The sequence below is a fragment of the Holdemania sp. genome (genome assembly GCF_986127675.1).
On the sequence record NZ_CFQZWI010000017.1, the window covers coordinates 1 to 22914 of the forward strand.

The following is a 22914-nucleotide window of genomic DNA, read 5'->3' on the forward strand; positions in this document are numbered from 1 at the left end:
ATCTGCAGATTCCCGATTAATCGTGGTTATTTGCCCTGCGCCGCCGCGACGTTGTGTTCGCACATTGCATGCAGCGGCGTAGCTGGAATGACTTTAGAATTCTGTGTTCTGTCGGTCAGGCTGTCGGCACAGTACACTAACGAAAAGCCTTTCCATGACGCCCGCCGGTAATGAGCTTGGTGATAGGGGAAATGCCGATCCCGGGCGCTGTAGGTCGCGGAGCTGCAGTCGAGACAACCTTCTTCTCCGGCCAGAATCCGATCGCAGAGTTCGATCATGATTGTCAGGACTTCCGGTTTCAACGGTGAACCGTTATGACCGGTGCAGATCCAGTCAAATTCTTCACGCCGCAGATCAAGCCTGATCAACAATCTCCGGTAATCGCTCACGGTCGCCGCCGGCTCGCTGTGAAACTGCCCCGCTTTCTCCGCAAAGCCCGGCAGAAGCAGCACCTGATCCACGTCCAGTTCATCGCCGGCATAGAGGATTCTTTCCGTGTGATCAAAAATCATGATATTGCCCGGAGCGTGACAATCGCAAAGCAGAATTTCCAAGCACCGTTGTCCGAGTTTAAGAATCTGATGGTCCTGCACAAATACCGGCGTATAATCCAAATTCAGCTTCGCGGGATCCTCGTCCATCGCGTTGCAGCTGGACGCCGCCGTTCTTTCCGTCATATACACTTGATCAAATAAGCCGCATTGACCGGTATGATCAATATGGGCATGGGTGCAGATCACCGTCCTGACCGGTTTCTGAATTAAAGCTTCACAGAACTGACGAATCTGGACTTCCCCGCAGCCGCAGTCGATCAGCGCCGGGACCTCTCCGTCCAACAGATAACAGTCGCAGCCGCAGCCCCTTATCCGCCATGTCGTTTTTGTGATCGGTTCCGCCTGAATCATCCTCATGTCCTCCTTGTTTTTAACATTGGTTTTTCTCTTCTTTATTGTAAAGGGGAAAAGCTCAAATGCCAACTCGCAAAGGGAGAAATTCGCGGTGAAAGTCCCCGGGCTAGCGCGAATCCTCGCTGTGACATAACTTTCCCTGAACAAAAGAAAGAACAAAAGAAACAAGAAAAAAGATCGAAAACGGAAATGCTTTCGATCTCATATTCTTCTTCCTTACTTCGCCGCCTCGCGCGACTTCTGCGCGTGAGCTGGACGACGCCGGCGAGCTGGCCGATGACCGGCTGGTTTATTCGCCGGACTGGCTGGCGCCTGGTTCGGGGAAACCTCTGTTTTGGACTCTGCCGCCTGCGGCTGGACCGTAGTTTTAGCCTCAGGATCCTTGACGACCGGAATCGTATACCGGATCAGTTTTTCGATATCCTTCAAATAAGCGCGTTCATCGTTCTGGCAGAAGGAGATCGCAATCCCTTCCTGCCCTGCCCGGGCTGTCCGGCCGATCCGGTGAACATAGGTCTCGCTGATATTGGGAATGTTGTAATTGATGACATGGGAAAGCTTCTCAATGTCAATGCCGCGCGCCGCGATGTCGGTCGCCACCAGCACCTGGATCTCATGATTCTTAAATGCGGCCAGCGCTTTCTGCCGGGCGTTCTGCGATTTGTTGCCATGGATCGCCATCGCCTGAACTTGCCCCTTGGTTAAAAAGCGGACGACGCGGTCAGCTTCATGTTTGGTCCGGGTAAAGACCAGCGCGGAGGTGACTTCCTCCTTCTTCAAGACCCGCAGCAGCAGGTCGTTCTTTTCGTGCTTTTCCACATAGTACACACGCTGTTCGATCTTTTCAATCGGCGTGGATACCGGCGTTGCTTCCACGCGGACTGGATTCTTCAGCAGCGAAGCGGCCAGCCCGGCGATCTCTTTCGGCATCGTCGCCGAGAACAGCAGCGTCTGCTTTTTGTTCACCAGCAGCGCGCTGACGCGTTTTACATCGTGGATAAAACCCATGTCCAGCATCCGGTCGGCTTCGTCGAGCACAAAGATTTCCACCTGGCTCAGATCCAACAGACGCTGGCCGACCAGATCGAGCAGACGGCCCGGCGTCGCGATCAGAATATCCGCGCCCTTTTTCAGCTGATCGACCTGCGCGCCCTGCTTAACGCCGCCGAAAATCACGACGGTCTTCAACGGCAGGCCCTGACCGTACAGCTGGAAGTTATCCACAATCTGGATCGCCAGCTCGCGGGTCGGGGTCAGCACCAGCGCCTTGATCGCCCGCTTGCCTTTCTGCGGCTGTTTCATCAGCTGGTCGAGAATCGGCAGTGCAAACGCTGCAGTTTTGCCTGTGCCGGTCTGCGCCAGCCCCAGCAGATCGCGCCCCTCCAAGACCGGCGGGATCGCTTTCTGCTGAATCTTGGTCGGGGTCGTATAGCCCATCCGCTGGCAATTTTTCAAGATTGACGGATGGATTGGTAATTCGTTAAATTTCATGGTTCACTCTTTCTATTCCTAATTCAAAAACAGTGCTTCGGCGCACTGTCAGGATGTCATAACACAATTATGCATCAAGAAATGGGACTTACGGTACATAGTATAGCTCATCTTCGTCTATTTTACCAGAAAAAAGCGCGGAACCCCTTTTCCTGCAGCGCCTCCGCTCCTAAAAACAGGACGGCTTCATTGTCAAAATCCATGCCGCAAGAAACGAACAGTCCCGGAATGATCGCGATTGCCATCAGGCTTATTTCCCGTTACAATAAAGGCGCAAGCTCACAAAAAAGGATGGATTCTGTCCGGTGTCCGGTCCTGAAATCTGCGTCCAGCAAAACGTGGAAAAAGAAAATATCATCGCCGGCTGCTGTCAGGAAAGTATGTTACAAGCAGCTCTTTTGGGGTGCGATGGGATTTTCCACAACGATTTTTCGTTGATCAACAAGCGTTTCCCAGGCGTTTTCGAGGAAAAAGCGTTCCTCGCTGCCCCTCAAGCTCATTCCCACGGTTAAAAATCCGAAAAGAAAGGACAAAATTCATGAAAAACTTTATTTCTCAGATCCAAACCCGGCCGGCCTTATATCAACAGAGTCAGGCGAATATCTGGACTGATCCCTATCTGTCGCAGAAAATGCTCGAAGCTCATCTGGATGAAACGACCGATGGCGCGACACGCCGGGGAGACTTCGTCAGGCAATCCGCAGCCTGGATCGCATCCCAGCTGCCGCCGGATCAGTATCCCCAGCTTCTGGATTTAGGCTGCGGGCCGGGAATCTATGCGGAGCTCTTTGCCCGGCAGGGATATCAAGTTTCCGGAATTGATTTCTCCGTCCGCTCGCTGGATTACGCGAAGCAGTCCGCGGCAGAAAAAGGCCTCTCGATCCAATATCGTCAGGGGGATTACACCCAGATCGAATTCGGCGGGCCATTCCATGTGATCACGCTGATTTATTGTGATTTCGGCGTGCTGATGCCTTCCGCCCGAACAGCCTTATTAAAGCAGATCTACGCTTCCCTGCTTCCCGGCGGTGTTTTTCTGTTCGACGTGTTTACACCGCTGAACTATGAGGGCAAGCCTGAAACGAAGCGTTGGTTCGTTGAAGAACAAGGCTACTGGAGCGAGGAGCCGGCGTTGGTCCTGCACGCGTTTTATCGGTATGATCAGGACGCTTCGTATTGTAACCAATATGTCACGATCAAGCCTGACGCGTACACAATCTATCACGTCTGGGAACATGGATTTACCGCTGCAGAATTAGAGCGGGATTTGACCGCGGCGGGCTTTCAGTCCGTTACGTTTTATGGCGATGTGGCAGGCGGGCCGCTGGAAAAAGACAAAACAACGCTGTGTGTGCTGGCAAAAAAGGAATGACGGCTGCGAAAAAAGAACCAATACATTGTCAAAGGATAAGAAGGAAGACCGCTGACTACCACTCTTATCCTGTGACGCGCTGTCCCTTGTTCGCCGCTATGCGAGCCAGCGCTATCCCCAAAACGGATTTTCCGCCTATCCTCGTCTCATGCGGTATCCTGAATTTAAAAATTTTTACAAAAATAACGCAAAAAAATGTCACACAAAGAATTCCCTTCCGTCTAATTATTGAAAGGAGAAATTCAGATGGACAATCAAACTCAACCGCTATCCCCCGCTTTGATTGAGGAGGTGCTGGCGCATAAACCACAGGCCGCGGCAGAATTAGTCCGGCAGCTGCAGACGCCGATCTTTAACCTGGCGCTGCGGATGCTTGGTAGCGTGGCTGACGCCGAAGACGCAACGCAGGAAATCCTGCTTCTGGTTTTGGAAAAACTGCCGGGCTTCCGCGGGGAAAGTGCCTTAAGCACCTGGGTCTACCGGCTTGCGGTCAACCGGCTGATCGACGAAAAGCGCTCGATGTTCGCCACGCATCCGCTGAGCTATGAGGCCTATGCTCAGGATATTCAGGCATACCAGAAAGAATCGCAGCGGGAAGATAAGCAGATTCTGGCCCGGGAACTGAAATATTCGTGTACCAACGTCATGCTTCAATGTCTGAAGCCGCAGGATCGCTGCATCTTCATTCTGGGCACAATGTTTAAAGCCGACAGCCGGCAGGCGGCGGAAATCCTGAACTTAACGCCGGAAGCTTACCGCCAGCGGTTATCCCGCGCCCGTCGGAAAATGGCCGATTTCATGTCGCAGTATTGTTACCTGGCTTCCGGCGGCTGCCGCTGCACCTGCCGGATCGACTTTGCGATTGGCACGCGCCGGCTGGATCCGAACAATCTGGAATATTCCAAGCTGCCGACAGCTGAACCGCAGGTTTTACATCAGCATTTAGAAGCGATGGAAAAAATTGAGGAACACATGACGGTATTCGATACCCTGTCCGCCTACGCGCTGCCGGAAGAAAAGCGGCAGAAATTACAGGAAGTGGTCGCTTCCGTCTGGATGGAGAAAGTATGTCAGAATTAAATTTTGATCTGGCCCTGACGCAGCAGTTTCTTGGCGATCTGGCCCGCAGCAACAGTCTGGACTGGATGCATGCGCATCAGACAGAATACAAGCTGGCGCGAAAACAATTTGAAAATCTGGCCCGCGCAGTCAACGAACAGCTTGCGGTAAACGACCCGCGGCATCTGGACATCGACATTTCCCGCCGGATCAGCCGGCTGAACCGGGACACCCGGTTTTCCAACGATAAGTCGCCCTACAACCCGGTCTTCCGGATTCATTGTTCTCCCTGGGGATCCCAGCCGATTCCCTGCGATCTGTTCCTCGCTCTGACACCCGCTGCCTTGCTTGTGGGCGGCGGCTTGTTTGCTTCGCAGTTTGCGGAAGCGACCATGCTGGTCCGTCAGGCAATTCTGGAACAAGCTGACGTTTTCAGCGCGCTGATCCAGACGCCGGACTTCGCCGTCTGTCTGCCGGTTAAAGGAGAAAGCCTGAAACGAGTGCCGAAGCCATTTCCTGCCGATCATCCGCTGGCGGATTATCTGAAGATGAAGTCATGGTATCTCGAATGCTACATCGAGGGCAATCAGTCCGCTTCAGAAGTCGTCGGTCAGATCGTAAGACTGGCTGAAACCATGCGGCCGTTCAACGAATTCCTGAACCGCGCGCTGGCTTCCTTCACGATGCCGCAGCGCTGAGACCGTCCTCATTGAATCGTTATAAAAGCCGGGGATCTCGGATACTCCCGGCTTTTCTTCTCTGTTCTATTTCGTCAGGCTCGTATTTTACCAACCTTTGGAACAATAAGCTTATAACGGATTCCTTTTCACTCAATCTTCTGCCGGAGCCTCGATCAGGGTAAACTGAAATCCCTCGTCCAATTTAACGAATCGGCAATCAGGAAATACTTTGCTTAAATAGTGGACCATGCCGGCCATGCCTTCCATCTCATTGGTAGAATGATGGCAGAGAATGCAGGGAATTTTGGCATCCAGACACCATTGCAGATCGATCCAGTTCGTGAAGCCATCGTCAGCCAGGATCATGCAATCCACATTCTCCAGCATCATCACCTGCGAATTCATCGCTGCGCCGACGCCCATGCCTAATTTCGTTACCCGCTGATCCGGATTCCCCAGAATTTCCACATAACCGCAGCCATGCGGCTTCAAGGCTTTCGCCAGTTTTTCCGCCAGCTCTGAAACGGTTTCCTTCTCAATCGCCGCGTAATGATAAAAAGAGGAAACCGGGCGTTCGTCAAAGGGAATCCCGGTACTGCGCGCCAGCGAATCCGCCACACCGTAGAATGGAAACTGATCCCAGCCGTCATGACAGCGGTATATGGTAATCTGATGTTTTTGGCAAAGCTTGATCTTTTGATCGCGCAGGTCTTTCATCGTCTTATACGGCGCGGTTGTTTCCACATAGAGGCAATTTTCGTGTGAAATGATAAAATGAATATCCTGTCGGATGCATTCCTCGATCACTTTCATCGTTGCGACCCAGCAGACAGCCACTTGACTGACCTCGGAACTCCCTCCCTCAATCAGGATAAAATCCCGGGTTTTGCGGTAATCCACCCAGGGCGTATGACTTTGAATATGATCAATTATTGTTTGTATTTGCATAAACGAACCTCCTTTGTTTTCATTATAAGCCGAAATCGGTGTCCGATCTTATCAATTTGACTCTATTGTATTTTTTTCAATGTTCTCTCTGATTTCATGCGTCCATCATTATTGCATCACTTTCTTACAAAATCCGCGGCGCTCTATGTTTCTGTCATAAAATCTTATATAATTTCCTTAAAAGAAATGAGGATCCGTAATGGAATTCAAATTTGTAACCTTAACGCCGGATAATCTTGCATCCGAGCATCTCAGCTGCATTATCCGCACGAAAAAAGCACATCCGGGAGTGGAAGCCAAACGCCGGTGGCTGGCTGAGCGGCTTCCGGAGGGCCATATTTTCCGCAAACTGGACGCAAAAGAAAAAGAAACAGCCTTCATTGAATACGCGCCGTTAGAAACTGCCTGGGTTCCGATCAACGGCGATCATTATCTCTATCTCTACTGTCTCTGGGTTACCGGCAGCTTCAAGGGAAAAGGGATTGGTCAGGCTTTGATGGATTCCTGTCTGGCTGACGCAAAACGTCAGGGGAAAGCCGGCGTCTGCATGCTGGGGTCGCACAAACAAAAATCCTGGCTGTCCGATCAGGCATTCGCCAAGAAACAGGGCTTTGAAGTCGTCGATCAAACTGAAAACGGCTATGAGCTTCTGGCTTTGTCGCTGGATGGAACAAAACCGCGATTCATGGAAAACGCTAAACAAATGCGAATTGAGAATCAGGAATTAACACTCTTTTATGACGATCAATGTCCGTTTATCGCGCAATCTATTGAAAGGGTTAAGAAAGAGTGTGAAACTCAGGCTATTCCGTTGACGCTCAGGCATGTTGATACCTTGGAAAAAGCCAAAGCCCTGCCCTGTGTTTTCAACAACTGGGCCTGTTTCTACAAGGGAAAATTTGAAACGGTGAATTTGCTTAACCCTGAGATGCTGAAAAGAATATTAAAATAACAGGACAGGATTTCATAAATCATTTATTCACTTACCGCAAACGAACGTTGAGTTTCTCAGCGTTCGTTTTCTATTTTCAGCTTTTATTTCTTGATTGAATTGTCCAAAAAAAGTGCCGCAATCATCACAAAGAAAACCGGCGCTGATCTGTCCGCCACTTCTCGAATACGAGATCGTGTCTGACAGGGATCGCTTTTTCAAGCATCCCTGCACCTAAAGTCTATTCCTTCTTGAGTTAGTTCATGGCCGTGGTTGTTTTCACAATCTTCATTTCTCTAGTAAATAAATTTTTGTATATCTTTTCCCTTTGTTTCTTCTCTGTATTTAAAAATGTTCTGAAAGCAACCTGTTCAGGTTCAATCAACTCAAACGTGCCATGTTTATGTAATTAAGCATATCCGCTCATTTTTCGCTTAGTTTCATTCGTTTTCACAAAAGATCCCAGGTAATCTTAGCTTTCTTCTGTTTCCAGCAAGGCTATTTCTACTTTTGCGCAATATTAATAGTGTAGGGTCTTTGATGAAGCGGCTGCCCGTCCGGGATGGATCTTTCTTTGGATTCATTTGTTTTTCGAGCTGGATTGTTCAGCTCTGGAAAGGAGGGGCTTTCTATGAATTTTTTCATGGAACTCTTGTTTTCTCTCTCTTTTTCTGAATGGATGTTGATGATTCAAACAACGATCATGATCATTGAATGCAGAATCAGAATTATAGAATTCAAAAGAAAAAACGCCGTCATCCGTCACAAAGATCACCGGCGTTTATCTGTCCACAGCTTCTCTTCGATGAAGAGATAGCTTACGACGGGTGCCGCTTTTTCAAGCGTCCCTACACCCTTAGTATATTCCGTTCCTGAGTTATTTCAAGGGCGTGCGGTTATTTTCATAATTTTCATTTTCAGACACTTTGCTCCATAAAAAAACCGGACAGCGATGCTGGCCGGAATGATTCGTTCTTAACGCAGATCTTCCTGCGTCGTAATCTTGATATTTTTATACGATCCCAGCACCGCGTACACCGCTTCGCCGGTTAACAGTTCTACGACCTGCGCGTCGTCGGTCGCCTGTACCTTTTCCTGACGCGCCTTGCGGTACGCCCGCAGAATCAGCGACGTCTTAAACGCCTGCGGCGTCTGCGCCTGCACCAGCTGGCTGCGGTTCGGCGTTTCCTTAATCTTTCCGTCTTCAATGACCTTGATCGTATCCTTGCACGGCACCGTCAACAGACAAGCGTCATGCTCGCTTAAGCTCTGGCAGAGCCGGTCCAGACATTCCTGTTCCAGAAACGGCCGCGCGCCGTCATGGATCAGCACATAATCCTCACTGACCGCCATTAATCCGTTGAATACGCTCTCCTGACGGGTTGTGCCGCCTTCCACAAACACAACGTTCCCCCGTTGTGTCCGGTTGCGCATACAGCGCACGTAATCCTCACGCTGAGTCACAATCACGATTTGTTTGCACCGTGAGTCCGCCTCGAAAATGCTCATCGTCTTTTCCAAAACATTCTTTCCGTCCGCAAAGGTGTAGAACACCTTGTTGTAGCCAAGATTCATCCGGCGCCCCTGTCCGGCAGCCACGATCAATGCTGAATATTCCATCCTGTTCCCTCTTTTTCGCCCTTATGGTAGTGTTTATTTTATCACACCCCGATAAGTCCGGCAATGGACTGAACCGGATTTCACAAATCCCGGCGGATTTTTACAGGATTCAGCCCGCGGATTTTTTAAAATGCCGCGTTAGATAAGAGCGAATCTGACGATCGATCTTTTCCGGGTCTTCCCCTTCCACATCAAACGGCGTATCCTCGCCCAGCTCCATTGCCAGCTGCGGCAGTTTGCGCGTCATCTCCTGATAACGCCGCCGCGCCAGCGTCTCCATTTCCGTGCTGTCCAGCGTCCGGAAATCCAGAACTGCATCGGCCAGCGCCGTCCAGCCTTCCTCTTCGGTTTTTACCGTCACTGCCTGATAGCCCAATCCGGACACGGCGTGACTTTGTTCGCTGTCCAGAAGTATCAGACAATGCCGCAGATCCACCTTCCGCCCCGCTTCTTCCTCGATCATTCCCTGTTCGATGCCTTTGCGCAGGATCGCCGCACATTCCGGACGGGCAGCGTCCAGATTGCGGATCAACAACAGCGAATAGGGCGAACGCCGCAGTTTCTCCAGCCACAGCGAATATTGTTGATCTACGCCATGAACGAAGCGATAACCAGCCTGACTGTCCTGGTAATCCATCATATCTACTTCAATCCGCCGCTCGTTTTGACCAAAGTACAGCTGCGCCAGCACCTTCGCCAGCCGCTGCTTCAAGGAAAACTGCTTTCCGCAAAGCAGCCATACGCCTAACGGACGTTCCTGTACGACGCCCAGCTCCATCCACTGCAGCTGCTGATCAATCTGCGTCAGAATGTCTTCCTGACCGATCAGCTCCATGCGCAGCCGCTGCATCACCCGGTCCTTGCGGCAGCGGTCCTGTAACGGCACATCGGTGAGTTGTTCTAAAATCTGATCAATATCCCGCTGCTCCACTTCTTCACGACAATCCATCCGCGCGCTGGCGCAGGCCAGATCAATGACATCCAGCGCCTTGTCCGGCAGCTTGCGCGAGGGCATGAAATATTGTGTGCTTTCCATCAGCGGGCCAACCAGCCTGAACGGAAATCGAATCTGATGATGCTGCTCGTATTCGGGAATCTTCGCTTCGATCATCCGCCGGGCGGAATCCAGATCCGGCTCTTCAATCATGACCGGCTGAAAGCGCCGCTGCAGCGCCCGATCCTTTTCAATGAACTTCAGATATTCATCATAGGTCGTCGCGCCGATGCAGCGGATTTCTCCGCGCGCCAAAACCGGTTTCAGCACACCGGCCACGTCGATCGAACCCTCCGCCTTGCCGGCGCCGATGATCTGATGAATTTCGTCAATAAAAAGAATGACCTGGGGAAATTGCCGCAGGGCATCCAGGATTTTCTGAATCTTCTCTTCAAACTCGCCGCGGTACTTTGTACCTGCCACCAGACCGTTGACGCTCAGTTCAAAGATGACGCTGCCGCGCAGACAATCCGGCACCTCATTCTCGTCGATGCTTTTGGCCAGCTGTTCCACCAACGCCGTCTTGCCGACGCCCGGATCCCCCAAAAGCAGCGGATTCGCTTTTTCCTTACGGCACAGGATCCGGATGATCGAATTCATCTGCGCCTGCCGTTCAACGATATTGGAAGGCCGGCGGGTCATCCACTGGTTCAGGTTGCGCAGCTCGCGGATGGCATTCAGACTTTCGATATCCTGCCGGTTCAGCTCCGCGATCAATCCGGCGATATCCACATCATACCGTCTCAACAGCTCCGAAGCGACGTTATTGGGTGTTTCCAACAATGTCCGCGTCAACATTTTCAGCGTGATCACCGGCGGCGTGGAACGGGCCGCTTCCACCAGACATTTCTCCAGAATTTCCTGGACAGTCTGCGTATATTCCGTCTGTCTTGTTTCTTCCTCATTAAAACCAAACAGCACCTGAATATCCTCTTTCAGCTGTTCGGCGGTAATTCCGCGTTCGCTCAGCAATTTCTGCAGCGCGGAGTTGTCCGTCTGCAGAATGCCGATTAATAAATGCTCCGTCCCGATAAAGGTGTTTTTCATCTGCCGCGCCACCGTGCGGGCAGCCTGGATCGCCTTTTGAGCCTGAGGATCAAAATTGGTTTTCATCCTCGCGATTCCTCCTTCCAAACCGTTGAACTTCCCAGTTCAAGTTCAGTGATAGTATTGCCCCGGCCCGAGATCACTACACCACGGCCGTCTGTTCCAATTTTTAGGATTTCCCCTGGCGTTTTCAACATGCTTCATTTCAGTTTATCATCCAGGGAGAAAACTTATGCCCGGATCTTCGCTTTGTCCCTGCCTGAATCGCTTTCAAATTATGAAACTGAAATGAAACCAGGTAAGTTTACCTCACTTTTTTTCGAATAAATTATGAAAATCGTTCCAATCGCGATTTCTTTATGACTTCTGGACAAAAACATTTTATAATGGAAGCAATGGCCCGTAAAAGGCAGACATGAAGCGAGGTGAAAACATGATCGTTACAACCAAAACCGGGGATCAGGGAACGACCGGGATTCAGGGTGAGCGGATTTCCAAAGCAGATCCGTTAATCGAAGTCCTGGGCGATCTGGACGAACTGAGCGCTGAATGTCTGTTGCTAGCCAGCGGATTTGCCAGATATAGAAAACCGATGGAACAGATCGTGAACCAGATCAGCGCCGCCAGCGCGAAGTTGGCCGGGTATGGCAGCGCGGATTTGGAAAGTTATACCCGGAAGCTGGAAACGGAAATTTATTCGCGGGTCTCAGCGGCTGGTGAATTCCGGTTTCATTATCCAATCGACAATTCCGAAAGCGCGATGCTGAATCGGCTGCGGGCAATCAGCCGGCGCGTCGAGCGGCATTGGTGGAAGCTGCAGGAAACCCGGAAGACAGATCCGTCGCTGGGCGTCTATCTGAACCGGATCAGCGATTATTTTTACGCGCTGCAGATTCAGAGTGCGAAGGGTTCGGAAATTTAAGCATAGGAGGAAGCATTCATATTATGGGATATCGCAAGGAAACAATCGCTAAACTCAATCAGGACATCCGGGAATTTTTTCCCTATTTAACTGAAATCCAACCGGAAGATCACACGATCCATTCCGGTGTTTCACGGCTGGTCATGCTTGACCGCTACGCCCAAAAGGACCGCGAACTCAGAACGCTGGGCATCGGCGACATCGTGCTGACCGTCATCAAAGAGGACCCGAAATATCCGGCCCGGGGCGTCGGCGTCGTCAAAGCGATCGACTGGGAAAATGAGAGCGTGACGATTGAAATTGAAGAAGAATTCCGCGGTACGCTGGAAGACGAGCAGGAGTCGATCACGGGGATGATCCGCCGGCCGTTTGCGGAAATCGACAAGCCGATGGAAATTTACTATGAACAAATCGCGCGCCGGGTCGGCACCGCGCTGGCGGAGCCGGAAACCGATGAAGAACAGCGGAAAAAATATGCCGGCTTGTTTACTGAACAGTTAAAGAAACTCAACGTCATCCCGGCCGGACGCGTCTTGTTCGGCGCGGGCAGCGGTACGCAGGTTACCTATTTCAACTGCTTCGTTATGCCGTTTGTCGAGGATTCCCGCGGCGGCATTGCGGAACATCGCAAGGAAGTCATGGAAATCATGTCCCGCGGCGGCGGGGTCGGGACCAACGGTTCGACACTGCGTCCGAAGCATGCCCCGGCCAAAGGCGTCGGCGGCCGCAGCAGCGGTGCGGTCAGCTGGCTGAACGACATCGCCAACCTGACCAATCTGGTCGAGCAGGGCGGTTCGCGGCGCGGCGCGCAGATGATCATGTTGGCGGACTGGCATCCGGACATCATCGAGTTCATCATTTCCAAAATGCAGAATCCGCGCGTGCTGAAATGGCTGAGTGAAAACAGTAAAGACGAACAGGTACGCGAACTGGCTCAGCGCAAACTGAAATTTATTCCGCTTTCCCGGCTGGAACGGCAGATGCTGGAAACCTTGATCGAAAGCAAAAACACGCCGGCTGACGTTCTGGACTATGCTCAGCAGACACTGTTGGAAGGCGGTCGTCTGGAAGTGGTCAATCCGGAATTCTTAAGCGGCGCCAACATTTCCGTAACACTAACCGACGAATTTATGGAAGCGGTGGAAAAGAACGGGACCTTTGATCTGCGGTTCCCGGACATCGCCAATTATACCCCGCAGCAGAAAGAAGCCTACGATACCCATTGGCACAAGATCGGCGACGTCCGCGAGTGGGAAGCACTGGGTTATCCGATCAAGACCTACCGCACGATCCACGCCCGCGATCTGTGGGATCTGATCTGCTTCTGCGCGACCTACTCGGCGGAACCGGGCATCTTCTTCATCGACAACGCCAACAAAATGACCAACGCTAAAGCCTATGGTCAGAAAGTCGTCGCCACCAATCCATGCGGGGAACAGCCGCTGGCGCCGTATTCCGTCTGCAACCTGGCCGCCGTCAATCTCGCCAACTTCGTCGACAAGAAAGACGGCCGGATCCTGTTTGATGAACTGGCGGAAACGGTCGCACTGACCGTGCGGATGCAGGACAACGTCATCAACAGCACCCCGTATTTCCTCAAGGCCAACGAAAATCAGGCGCTGGGCGAACGGCGCGTCGGTTTGGGCGTCATGGGCCTGCACGACATGTTGATCTGGAACCGCAAGCGCTATGGCTCGCCGGAAGCGCTGGAAACGATCGATCAGGTCTTCCACTGCATCGCCCGCGCGGCTTATCAGACGTCGGTCGAGCTGGCGAAGGAAAAAGGCAGCTTCCCGTTCTTTACCAGCGGTGAAGCGTTCATCAACACCGGATACATGAAGCAGATGGACGAGGACATCCGGCAGTCCATCCTGAAATACGGAATCCGGAATTCGCATCTGTTAACGATTGCCCCAACGGGTTCGACCGGCACGATGGTCGGCGTCTCCACCGGTCTGGAACCGTATTTCAGCTTCTCTTACTTCCGTTCGGGACGGCTGGGCAAGTTCATCGAAGTCAACGCGGCGATCGTCGATCAGTGGCTGGCGCTCAATCCGGGCTACACCCGCGATACGCTGCCGGAGTTCTTCGTCAGCGCGATGGAGCTGACGCCGGAAGAACACGCCGATACCCAATGTGTAATCCAGCGCTGGATCGATTCCTCCATCTCCAAGACAGTCAACGCCCCGCGGGGCTTCTCGGTTCGGCAGGTTCAGCACATCTATGAACGGCTGTACGCGGGCGGCGCAAAAGGCGGGACGGTGTACGTTGACGGTTCACGTGATTCCCAGGTACTGACCTTGAGCAACGAGGAAGAAAACAGCTGGGATCAGATGGATATTGAGCGTGATTTCGGTGTTCCGGTTAAAAAGACGCAGGAAGCGGAAAAGAAAACCGATCTGCGCGCGGACCGGCAGGACCGCAATATCGGCGTGGAGGTCGGCGATATCTGCCCGATCTGCCTGGAAGGCATCGTCGAAGAAATCGGCGGCTGCAATACCTGCACCAACTGCAACGCACAGCTGAAATGCGGCTTGTAGACGTCTTCTCCTGCTTTGTTTTCCATTCAAAAAGCTAAAAAAGGATTGCGTACTGTGATGACCTGATCACGGTACGCAATCCTTTTGTTTATTCGGCAAGAAACGGCAGCAGCTGGTCCAGCGCGGTTTCCCAGATCTTCTGGTCATGTTCCCAATCCCCATTCATGGCGGGATCGTGATATCTCAGTTCGCCAAGATAAAAGCAGTCGTCGTGTTTGACATGAAACTGACCGCGGACAGTCTGGCCCACCTGTTGATAGTCCAGGATCGCCGCCGTTGACCCAAGCCAGCCCAGCTGCCGCTCTGGCCCCAGCCAGGTAATCATTTTTGACAGCGGCATAACCGAACTCAAATCGCGGTCGCTGATATAAAGCTCCAGCGAGATTCCGCGGCCGTCCGGGCTGTTTCCCTTTCCTTCATACAGAAGACCAATCGGCTGAGGCGTTTGGGTAAAATGAGCGGCGTAGTCAATGGTATAACATTCCCCCCGAAAGTCCACCTCGGCAACCGCCGGCGCAATTTCACGGTTCAGCTCAGCGCGGAACACTTCGTTGATCAGCGTGATATCAAGGCCAACTTTCTCACGCAGCCAAACGCGGGACAGCGTGATCGGCGTCAGTGAATACGGATGGTGACTTAAAGTTTTAAACGTCCAGAACCCGGCGGTGTAGAGAATCATCAGCGCAATCAGCGCGATCTCCAGTTTTTTCCACTTCATACCTCAACCTTCATTTCTTTTAAACCCCGGGGCAGCGGGAAGCATCCGGAGCATAATTCAGACGCCTCTGCGCAGCTTTTTCTTATCCGGCCTGGCTCCCTTGCTTTTTACATTGCCCAAGCTGACAGATCTATCGTGGTCATCGGCTGGTCCGTACGGACGCTCACGTTGATTTCAATACCGAAATTCATCGTCGTCCCTTCGGCTTCGCTGGTCGCGTCGATGGCGATCAGTCCGCCGGTCATCTGATAATCCTTCGAGATCTGGAAGCTCATCTTCCATTGGTTTAAAGTCACCGTCTGATCAATCGTTTCAAATTGCCGCTGCAATTCCTGCAGGGCGTCCAGATCGGGTTCGGCATCGCCTAAAGCCCCTAACAAATCCGCCAGCTCGGCAAAGCTCTGCGCTTCATAGATCAGCTCATAACCGGTCCCGGTTTTCTTCACGGAGAAAGCGTTAACCATCTTCTCCATATTCCTGTTCTGCTGAAGTTCCTGGATCGTTTCCGGCGTGTAAGCGTAAGGCTGGCTGCTGCGTTCGCCATTTACTTCGCTGTACATCATCTGATCCTGAACACAGTATTTCATATCCATGGATTGCCCCATAAACGAGGTTGTAAAACTAAAGTAAACGACAGGTTCGCCCTGTTTCTCTGCCGGCTGCGTCTGGATGACGAGATCCATCGGAAATTCCAGCGTCATTCCCTGCGTGGTCATCTTCAGCTGACCGTTCATGGCGACGGATTGAACCGCTTCGCTTTCCATTTGCTTCGCCTGGACTTTTGCCATAATCTCAGACGCGCTTTCTGTTTTAGCACAGCCGCTGAGAGCCAGGCAAAGCCAGACTGCCAGCCAAAGAATCCTGCTTTTCTTCATTTTTCTCATGTTCTGTTCCTTTCTCCTCCTCAAATTCTGCGTATTGCAAGCTCCCTGCCGCAGATCATTCAAGGTATTCTTTACTTTAAGCATAGCATATTCTTACTTCAATTCCGACATCGAATCGTTGCGGAAACTGGAAAATTTATGAAATCGTCAGAAACGGACTTTCTATTTTCTTAAATCTTTGTTTAAAATCAAAATAAAAACGACGCGAAGAGCGTCGCTTTCTTCACAGACTTGTTTTCTCTGCTTCGGCTTAAGCGTGAATCTGTTCGTGCTCCACCGCGCGGAAGAAGCGGAAGAACAACGTGATTGTGACCAGTACGGAAATTGTATCGGCAATCGGTTCCGCGACGAATACTGCAAACACCTTATTCTCAAAGAAATTCGGCAGAATATAGATCAGCGGAATCAACAGGATAATCTTTCGCAATAACGCCAGAAAGGTTGAAATCTTGGCGTTGCCCAGCGCGATGAAGGTTTGCTGGCAAGCCAGCTGCGCGCCCATTAAGAACACAGCCGCGATATAAATCCGCAGCGCCCAGACCGTAATTTGCGTCAGCGCCGGATCGCCGGTAAAGATCGCCGCAAACATCTGCGGGAACAGCATGCACAGCACCCACATGACGGAGGAATAAACCAGACAGCTCACCAGCAGCAGATGGAACGCTTTCTTCACCCGGTCAATATTTCCCGCGCCATAGTTGAAGCTGATGATCGGCTGCGCGCCCTGGGTTAAGCCCTGCAGCGGCAGCATCGAGAACTGCATGACGCTGGACAGGATCGTCATTGCGCCGACCGCCAGATCGCCGCCGTATTTCAATAAGGAGGAATTAAAGCACAGCACTAACAGACTTTCCGTTGACTGCATGATAAACGGCGCAACGCCCAGCGCCAGCGCCGGGAACAGGATCTTGGCGTCGATGCTGAAATATTTCGGATGCAGCTTGAGCTGACTTTTTTTACCGCTTAAAAACTGCAGCACCCAGACGGTCGAGACAGCCTGCGACAGCACCGTCGCCAGCGCCGCCCCGCGCACGCCCATATGGAAGCCGAAGATCAGAACCGGATCGAGCACAATGTTGGTGATCGCACCGATGACGACCGTCAGCATGCTGACGCGGGAAAAGCCCTGCGCGGAAATAAAAGCGTTCATGCCCAGCGTCAGCTGAACGAAAATTGTACCGGCCGCGTAAATCATCATATACGCTTTGGCATAAACGATCGTGTTCTCACTGGCGCCGAACATCATTAACAACGGCTCGCAGAAGATCATCGTGACTGCCGTCAGGGCAAGGGCGGTGATCACTAACGCCGTAAAGCAGTTGCCTAAAATCTTATTGGCCTGTTCGTTATCACCTTTGCCCATCATGATCGAGGCCCGCGGCGCGCCGCCCATGCTGACTAAGGCCGCAAAAGCGGAGATAATCATGATTAACGGGAAGGCAACGCCGACGCCGGTTAACGCCGCAGCGCCTGAGCCTGGAATATGGCCGATATACATCCGGTCGACCATGTTGTAGAGTGCGTTGACGACCTGGGATGTGATCGCCGGAACCGCCAGCGCAAAAAACAAGCTTCCGATGCGGTCCTTCCCTAAATTGGTTTCTTTCGATTGAAGCATAATTCGTCCCCTTTCCGATTGGTCATCGCTTCGATGTTCGCATAAATCTGATGCTGAACCCGGGTATACACCGCCAGTTCTTCCTCGCTGATATTCCGGGTCACCGCTTCGGAAAAGCGTGTCTGATTGACGCGCATCTGACCGATTACCGGAGCGGCTTTCTGCGGCAGCCTGAGGTGCAGGATCCGATGATCCTTCGCGTCTTCCTCGCTGGTCAGATAGCCCCGGCGCATCAGCGTATCCACGCTGCGGCAGACCAGACCTTTGGATACGCCCAGAGTGACGGTCAGCTCTTTGGCGGTGTTGATCGACGGGTTGTTGGACAGGAAGATCAGCACGTTCATTTCATTGGGAGAAAAAGCTTCGTCCGCGATGGAATGAACGCAGAAACGGCTGTAAGCCTCGCGCAAACGGGCATAGCCTTTCAGCATCTGTTCGACGTTGAAGATGGGTATTCGTATTTTACTCATCAGCGTTTCTCCTTGGCAATTAGTTTACTTGTATACGATCATTCCTAAGTATACTCCGGATCTGCCGCAAGTCAAGCGCTCTTTTCCCTTATCTCTATTCTTTTCCCGACCAATATGTTCCCATACCGAAGATCTCTTTATCTGACAAAAAGCACGCAGATCCTGGGATTGAACGCTGTCCGGCAAAGTCCTCCCGCGGCTGAAGCCGTTCTTTTTCGAACAGACGTTCCTGGGTACAGAGAAGAAAAAGCGGCTGATTTGTATTTTTATCAACCGCTCTCTGATTCGCTGAAATCACTGAACATCTTTCCTATCAGAATTCTCATCGTCTTAAAACTTGTTTTGTTACAAATAACGGGCCGTCGCGCTTTTCATTTCGGCTTTGAATGCCTGCGGCGTACCGGCGAACATCAGCTGCCCGCCCTGATCGCCGCCCTGCGGTCCCAGATCGATCACCCAGTCGCACGCCCGGATCAGCTGCGGATTGTGTTCCACTACGATCACGGTATGGCCTGCGTCCCGCAGCCGCAGAAGCAGTTTCAGAAAATGTTCGACGTCGGCCGGATGTAATCCCGTCGTCGGTTCGTCCATTAAATACAGCTTAGCTTTTCCGCTGTGATTTTCGATCAGCTCCACCGCCAGCTTCAAGCGCTGCGCTTCACCGCCGGAGAGAGTCGTCAGCGGCTGCCCCAGCGGCAGATACCCCAATCCCGCCTCCGCTAACCGCTTCAGCATCCGGCCTAATTTCGGCTGCCCGGCAAAGAAAATTATCGCTTCCTCAACCGTCAGTTTGAGCACTTCGTCGATCGAGCGGCCGTTGTATTTGACGCTCAGCACCGTATCGTTAAAGCGCTGTCCATGACAAACGGGGCAGACGACCTCAACGTTGGCAAAAAACAACATGTTGTTCTCCACCACGCCCATTCCCTGACAGTTCTCGCATCGTCCGCCTGGGGTATTGAACGAAAAATAAGAAGCCGGGCAATGCGCGGCGCGGGCTGCCCCGGTCTTCGCAAAGAGAGTGCGGATCAACCCGTAAACGCCGCTGTAAGTGGCGACATTGGAACGCTTCATCCGGGTGATCGCGGATTGTTCAATCGTCACGATCCGTTCAAATTGTTCCAGGCCCGTGATCTCAGCCCGGCCGCCGCGGTTTGCCGCAAGCACTTCAAATACCAGCGTGGATTTCCCCGAGCCCGAAGGTCCGCTCACCGCGCACAGACATCCGGTGGGAAAAGCGACGTCAAAATGGCGCAGGTTATACTGACAGGCATTTTTAATCGTAATCCAGCCTTGCGCGGATCGGGTCTGCGAAGGAAACTCAGCCGGTGCAGCCAGCCAGAATCCGGTTAAGGAATCGGGATTCGACCGAAGCTGTTCCGGGGGTTCGCAGGCGATGAGTGTTCCGCCATGAATCCCGGCGCCCGGCCCGAATTCAACCAGTAAATCCGCAGCCCGCATCACATCCGGATCATGTTCGATCACCAGCACGGTATTGCCCAGATCACGCAGATGGTTAAGGATTGCGATCAGCCCTTCGGTATCCTGCGGATGCAGACCGGCCGTCGGTTCATCCAGCATGATTAAAAGTCCGGACATCTCCAGATCCAGCGCCGCCGCCAGCCGCAGCCGCTGACTTTCCCCGCCGGAAAGCGTGATGATTTGCCGATCCAGCGTCAGATAACCCAGGCCGACCCGGATCAGACGGTTCAGCTTGGTTTGAATATCGCGCAGATAGGCATCGGCCAGTTCGCGGGCACTGCCGGTTAACGCTGGCTCCAGCCCGGCAACCCAATCCCGCAGACGGTTTAAGGAAAAACCAGATAATTCCGGCAGGCGGGTTCCGTTCACAGTGACCTGAGCGCTCAGCGCGTTGAGCCGCTCGCCATGACAGGCCGGGCATTCAACCGTCTGAAAATACGCATCCAGCGCCGTGGCTTGCCCGCCCTTTTCAGCCCAGCGCCGCCGCAGATTCGCCGCGACGCCTTCAAACTTTTTGCCCGCAGCCGCTTTTGGCGGCAGGTTTCTGGCCAGCTCAGACAACAGCGCAGGACTGTCGCTGCCTTCCCACAATAACATCCGCTGCGCTTTGGAGAACTGACATACCGGGATATTTTGCGGTTCGTCCAGACCGAAAGCGCGGCAGGCGGCATAATACACGGATATTTCATATTCTCCATAGCGTTTTTCCCAGAAACGGACCGCCCCTGCCTCTAAGGAAAGCGCCGGATCCAACATCCGTTCCTCATCGACGGTATGAATTTTCCCCAGCCCCTCGCAAACCGGGCAGGCGCCTTCCGTTGTATTGAACGAAAAATGGGTGCGGGTCAGTTTCTCCATGCGCTGACCGCAGCGGCTGCAGCGCATGAAAACATGGAAATCGCCGTCGCGCTTTTCCGTTTCTTCCCTGCAGTCAGCCGCGTCGATCACCGCGCGGCAATGAGGGCAAATGCGGCGGTGTAATTTTTCATAAATCATCCGCAGATCGGTATAGATATCGCTCAGGGTCCCGACCGTGGAACGAGGATTCCTATTCGCCGCCGTCTGCGGGATCACGACCGCCGGACTGGCGCCGCGGACTTTATCCACCTTCGGCTTGGGAATTCCCTGCATTCCCATCGCTTCCAGATACTGCCGCTGACATTCGTTAAACAGGACGTCGATCAGAAACGTCGACTTGCCGGAACCGGAAACTCCGGTCAAAACGATCAGTTTTTCCTTCGGCAGCGTCAGCGAGACATTTCTCAGATTTCCCTCGTGCGCGTTAAATACTTCAATTTTACGCATACCTCACCTGCTTCCTGCTTTCCTTATGACGACGATTCTGCGGCGTTCGCACCGCCCCCTCATGACAGCGGAACTTCGATGTCGATCAACGGCCGGATCTTATTGATGATAAACGGATCCGTAACGTCCAGCGAGGTCATTTCATCAGAGGGCTCATGCGGGATCAGCACATCGGCGATATGAAACATGAACAGACGCTCGCCCACAGTGCCGAAAACCTGATGATCAATTTGAACAATCTGATCGACGCGCCAGGCTTGTGCATCCAGAGGAAAAGCATAATCCAGAATGTTGTCTTCCGTGATTTCAGTTTCGCTCAGCCGGATACAGTGATAAAAACAACCGGCATATTGAACAAGCCGCTGCCATTTCATCATTTCCTTCGTAAGGGCCTGCTGCCGGAGAACTGGATCGGGGATGATCTGAATCTCCATCGAAAAATGGATTTCCTTTGTGTTGATCGAGCCCAGTCCCTGTTCCTTCAGAATCTGATCGGCTTCGCTCAGTTCATTGATTTCACATTGATAAGATTGGTCTAAATACACAATTCCGTCTTTCTCAGCAATCGTCAGGGTATTTACTTCGTTGCGCAGACAGCCGTCGAGAAAAGAGGGCAGCTCCCGCACATTCGGTGGCGGCATTGGGGGATCTGGCTCCAACAGCTGGGGAAAGAACACATCCAGATTTTGCAGGAAGATTCCCAAAGCTATGAAAACAATCAGAATGGCGGCGATCACCCCGGTGGAAACCGATCGGCCCCGCTCCCCATTCATTTTCCGACCAACTGCGGATCGCATCCGACAACGCGCCGATAGTCGTCCGGGTCCGTTGCTCCTTCCGTATTCAGAAGCAGCACGACGGAATGTTCATCCAGTCCCAGCGCCTGCTTCATCGCTTCATAATGAGGATCCTGACACAAGCTTAACAGAAGTCCCAGTCCGACAGCCCCGGATTCGCCGGAAACAATCGCTTCATCGCCTTCCAGCGGTTGAGCGTACTGCCGCATCCCGGCCTCCGTGATTTCATCCGCACAGGCGAAGTAGAACGACGCGTAATCGCTCAGCACCGGAAAGAGATCCGGATTGACTTCCCCGCAATTCAGACCGGCCATGATCGTCGGCGTGATGCCGGCCTTTGAGACCAGCGTGCCTTGCGTACAGGAGGCGAAGACACAGGCGGAGTCCGTCGCTTCAATGATCGAGACGACCGGCATCTCTGCTTTCAATGTATCCGCCAGCCAGCCCAGCACGCCCCCGGCCATCGAACCGACGCCGGCCTGTAAAAATACATGCGTCGGCTTGTCCAGCGCCTGTTCCGCGATCTGTTGAACAACCTCGCGGATCATCGTCGTATAGCCCAGCACGATGTTCTGTGGAATTTCATGGTAATTCTCCAGCACCGTGTCCTGCACTAAAACATAGCCGTTGCGCTGCGCATAATCGCGCGTCCAGCGCACGGTATCGTCATAGCCCCATTCCGTCACGGTGACTTTGGCGTTGCCCAGCGCCTCGATCGCCTGCACGCGGCTAGCGACGGTGCCTTTAGGCATGAAGATCTCCGCCCGGCAGCCGGCCTGCAGCGCGGCCCAGGCCACGCCTTTGCCATGATTGCCATCGGTCGTCGTCACAAATACCGGCCGGGTGTGAGGGTGCTGCTCAAGATATTGATGCACTGCATAGCTGGCCCCCAGAGCCTTGAAGGCATTCAGACCGAAACGATGCGATTCGTCTTTCACTAAAATCGCCTGAATTCCCAGTTTTTCCGCCAGTTTTGATAAATTGATCAGCGGCGTCGGGGCGTATTGCTTCAACGTCTGATGAAAGTCAGCGACCTGTCGGTAATGTTCAGAATTGAACATGGCCGGCAGCGGTCCGCGCGCCAGTTTCCCTTTTGCCATTTGAATTTTATCCATGTGTTTTCTCCTC

The 22914-nt window shown here is 52.6% G+C and carries 19 protein-coding genes; 6 read left to right on the forward strand and 13 right to left on the reverse strand.

Annotated elements, in window-relative coordinates; all coding sequences use genetic code 11:
- Positions 1–26: 26 nt before the first annotated feature.
- The 3 genes from AC5OW4_RS04575 to AC5OW4_RS04585 all read right to left on the reverse strand — a co-directional run bounded on the left by AC5OW4_RS04575 (position 27) and on the right by AC5OW4_RS04585 (position 2644).
- Positions 27–905 (reverse strand): MBL fold metallo-hydrolase, encoded by an 879-nt coding sequence (locus AC5OW4_RS04575; RefSeq protein WP_195548396.1) that lies wholly within the window; start codon positions 903–905, stop codon positions 27–29.
- 219 nt (positions 906–1124) lie between these two features.
- Positions 1125–2399, reverse strand: a complete 1275-nt coding sequence (locus tag AC5OW4_RS04580; protein ID WP_195548397.1) for a DEAD/DEAH box helicase — start codon at positions 2397–2399, stop codon at positions 1125–1127.
- A 122-nt stretch (positions 2400–2521) separates the two neighbouring features.
- Positions 2522–2644, reverse strand: a complete 123-nt coding sequence (locus AC5OW4_RS04585; RefSeq protein WP_255370403.1) for a hypothetical protein — start codon at positions 2642–2644, stop codon at positions 2522–2524.
- Positions 2645–2937: 293 nt separating this feature from the next.
- Here AC5OW4_RS04585 and AC5OW4_RS04590 point away from each other — a divergent pair, with 293 nt between their 5' ends.
- From AC5OW4_RS04590 to AC5OW4_RS04600, 3 genes are all read left to right on the forward strand, one after another.
- A complete protein-coding gene (locus tag AC5OW4_RS04590) occupies positions 2938–3771 on the forward strand; it encodes a class I SAM-dependent methyltransferase (protein WP_072685590.1) in 834 nt (277 codons plus the stop codon).
- A 246-nt stretch (positions 3772–4017) separates the two neighbouring features.
- On the forward strand, positions 4018–4851 hold the full coding sequence (locus AC5OW4_RS04595; RefSeq protein ID WP_195397278.1) for an RNA polymerase sigma factor: 834 nt from the start codon (positions 4018–4020) through the stop codon (positions 4849–4851).
- Positions 4839–5528 carry a DUF2461 domain-containing protein gene (locus tag AC5OW4_RS04600; protein ID WP_195397277.1) on the forward strand — a complete coding sequence of 230 codons (690 nt, stop codon included), beginning with the start codon at positions 4839–4841 and terminating at the stop codon, positions 5526–5528. The genes AC5OW4_RS04595 and AC5OW4_RS04600 overlap by 13 nt, the downstream gene beginning before the upstream one ends.
- Positions 5529–5660: 132 nt before the next feature.
- Here the strand turns inward: AC5OW4_RS04600 and AC5OW4_RS04605 are convergent, their stop codons facing one another.
- Positions 5661–6458 (reverse strand): Nif3-like dinuclear metal center hexameric protein, encoded by a 798-nt coding sequence (locus tag AC5OW4_RS04605; RefSeq protein WP_195397276.1) that lies wholly within the window; start codon positions 6456–6458, stop codon positions 5661–5663.
- A gap of 199 nt (positions 6459–6657) precedes the next feature.
- Between AC5OW4_RS04605 and AC5OW4_RS04610 the strand changes: the two genes are divergently transcribed.
- Positions 6658–7410 carry a GNAT family N-acetyltransferase gene (locus tag AC5OW4_RS04610; protein ID WP_195397275.1) on the forward strand — a complete coding sequence of 251 codons (753 nt, stop codon included), beginning with the start codon at positions 6658–6660 and terminating at the stop codon, positions 7408–7410.
- Between the two features lie 954 nt (positions 7411–8364).
- On the opposite strand, the gene ispD is transcribed toward AC5OW4_RS04610, so the two are convergent.
- Both ispD and AC5OW4_RS04620 read right to left on the reverse strand, forming a co-directional pair.
- Positions 8365–9009: a 2-C-methyl-D-erythritol 4-phosphate cytidylyltransferase gene (gene ispD / locus AC5OW4_RS04615; protein ID WP_072685584.1), complete on the reverse strand. Its 645-nt coding sequence runs from the start codon at positions 9007–9009 to the stop codon at positions 8365–8367.
- Positions 9010–9118: 109 nt separating this feature from the next.
- Entirely contained in the window at positions 9119–11116 is a 1998-nt protein-coding gene (locus tag AC5OW4_RS04620) for a Clp protease N-terminal domain-containing protein (RefSeq protein WP_072685583.1), read from the reverse strand.
- Positions 11117–11465: 349 nt separating this feature from the next.
- Between AC5OW4_RS04620 and AC5OW4_RS04625 the strand changes: the two genes are divergently transcribed.
- Positions 11466–11972 carry an ATP:cob(I)alamin adenosyltransferase gene (locus tag AC5OW4_RS04625; RefSeq protein WP_083538658.1) on the forward strand — a complete coding sequence of 169 codons (507 nt, stop codon included), beginning with the start codon at positions 11466–11468 and terminating at the stop codon, positions 11970–11972.
- Positions 11973–11995: 23 nt separating this feature from the next.
- Complete coding sequence (locus AC5OW4_RS04630; protein WP_195548345.1) at positions 11996–14512, forward strand: vitamin B12-dependent ribonucleotide reductase; 2517 nt, start codon at positions 11996–11998, stop codon at positions 14510–14512.
- 88 nt (positions 14513–14600) lie between these two features.
- On the opposite strand, the gene AC5OW4_RS04635 is transcribed toward AC5OW4_RS04630, so the two are convergent.
- The 7 genes from AC5OW4_RS04635 to AC5OW4_RS04665 form a co-directional block, all read right to left on the reverse strand.
- A complete protein-coding gene (locus tag AC5OW4_RS04635; protein WP_195397273.1) occupies positions 14601–15230 on the reverse strand; it encodes a hypothetical protein in 630 nt (209 codons plus the stop codon).
- 107 nt (positions 15231–15337) lie between these two features.
- On the reverse strand, positions 15338–16114 hold the full coding sequence (locus AC5OW4_RS04640) for a hypothetical protein (RefSeq protein WP_195397271.1): 777 nt from the start codon (positions 16112–16114) through the stop codon (positions 15338–15340).
- Between the two features lie 250 nt (positions 16115–16364).
- Positions 16365–17732 carry an MATE family efflux transporter gene (locus tag AC5OW4_RS04645; RefSeq protein ID WP_072685578.1) on the reverse strand — a complete coding sequence of 456 codons (1368 nt, stop codon included), beginning with the start codon at positions 17730–17732 and terminating at the stop codon, positions 16365–16367.
- On the reverse strand, positions 17705–18202 hold the full coding sequence (locus AC5OW4_RS04650; RefSeq protein ID WP_493676715.1) for a MarR family winged helix-turn-helix transcriptional regulator: 498 nt from the start codon (positions 18200–18202) through the stop codon (positions 17705–17707). The genes AC5OW4_RS04645 and AC5OW4_RS04650 overlap by 28 nt, the downstream gene beginning before the upstream one ends.
- 345 nt (positions 18203–18547) lie before the next feature.
- Entirely contained in the window at positions 18548–20989 is a 2442-nt protein-coding gene (locus AC5OW4_RS04655; RefSeq protein WP_308560180.1) for an excinuclease ABC subunit UvrA, read from the reverse strand.
- 59 nt (positions 20990–21048) lie between these two features.
- A complete protein-coding gene (locus tag AC5OW4_RS04660) occupies positions 21049–21762 on the reverse strand; it encodes a hypothetical protein (RefSeq protein ID WP_493676717.1) in 714 nt (237 codons plus the stop codon).
- Positions 21759–22901: a diaminopropionate ammonia-lyase gene (locus tag AC5OW4_RS04665; protein ID WP_195397265.1), complete on the reverse strand. Its 1143-nt coding sequence runs from the start codon at positions 22899–22901 to the stop codon at positions 21759–21761. The genes AC5OW4_RS04660 and AC5OW4_RS04665 overlap by 4 nt, the downstream gene beginning before the upstream one ends.
- Positions 22902–22914 lie beyond the last annotated feature (13 nt).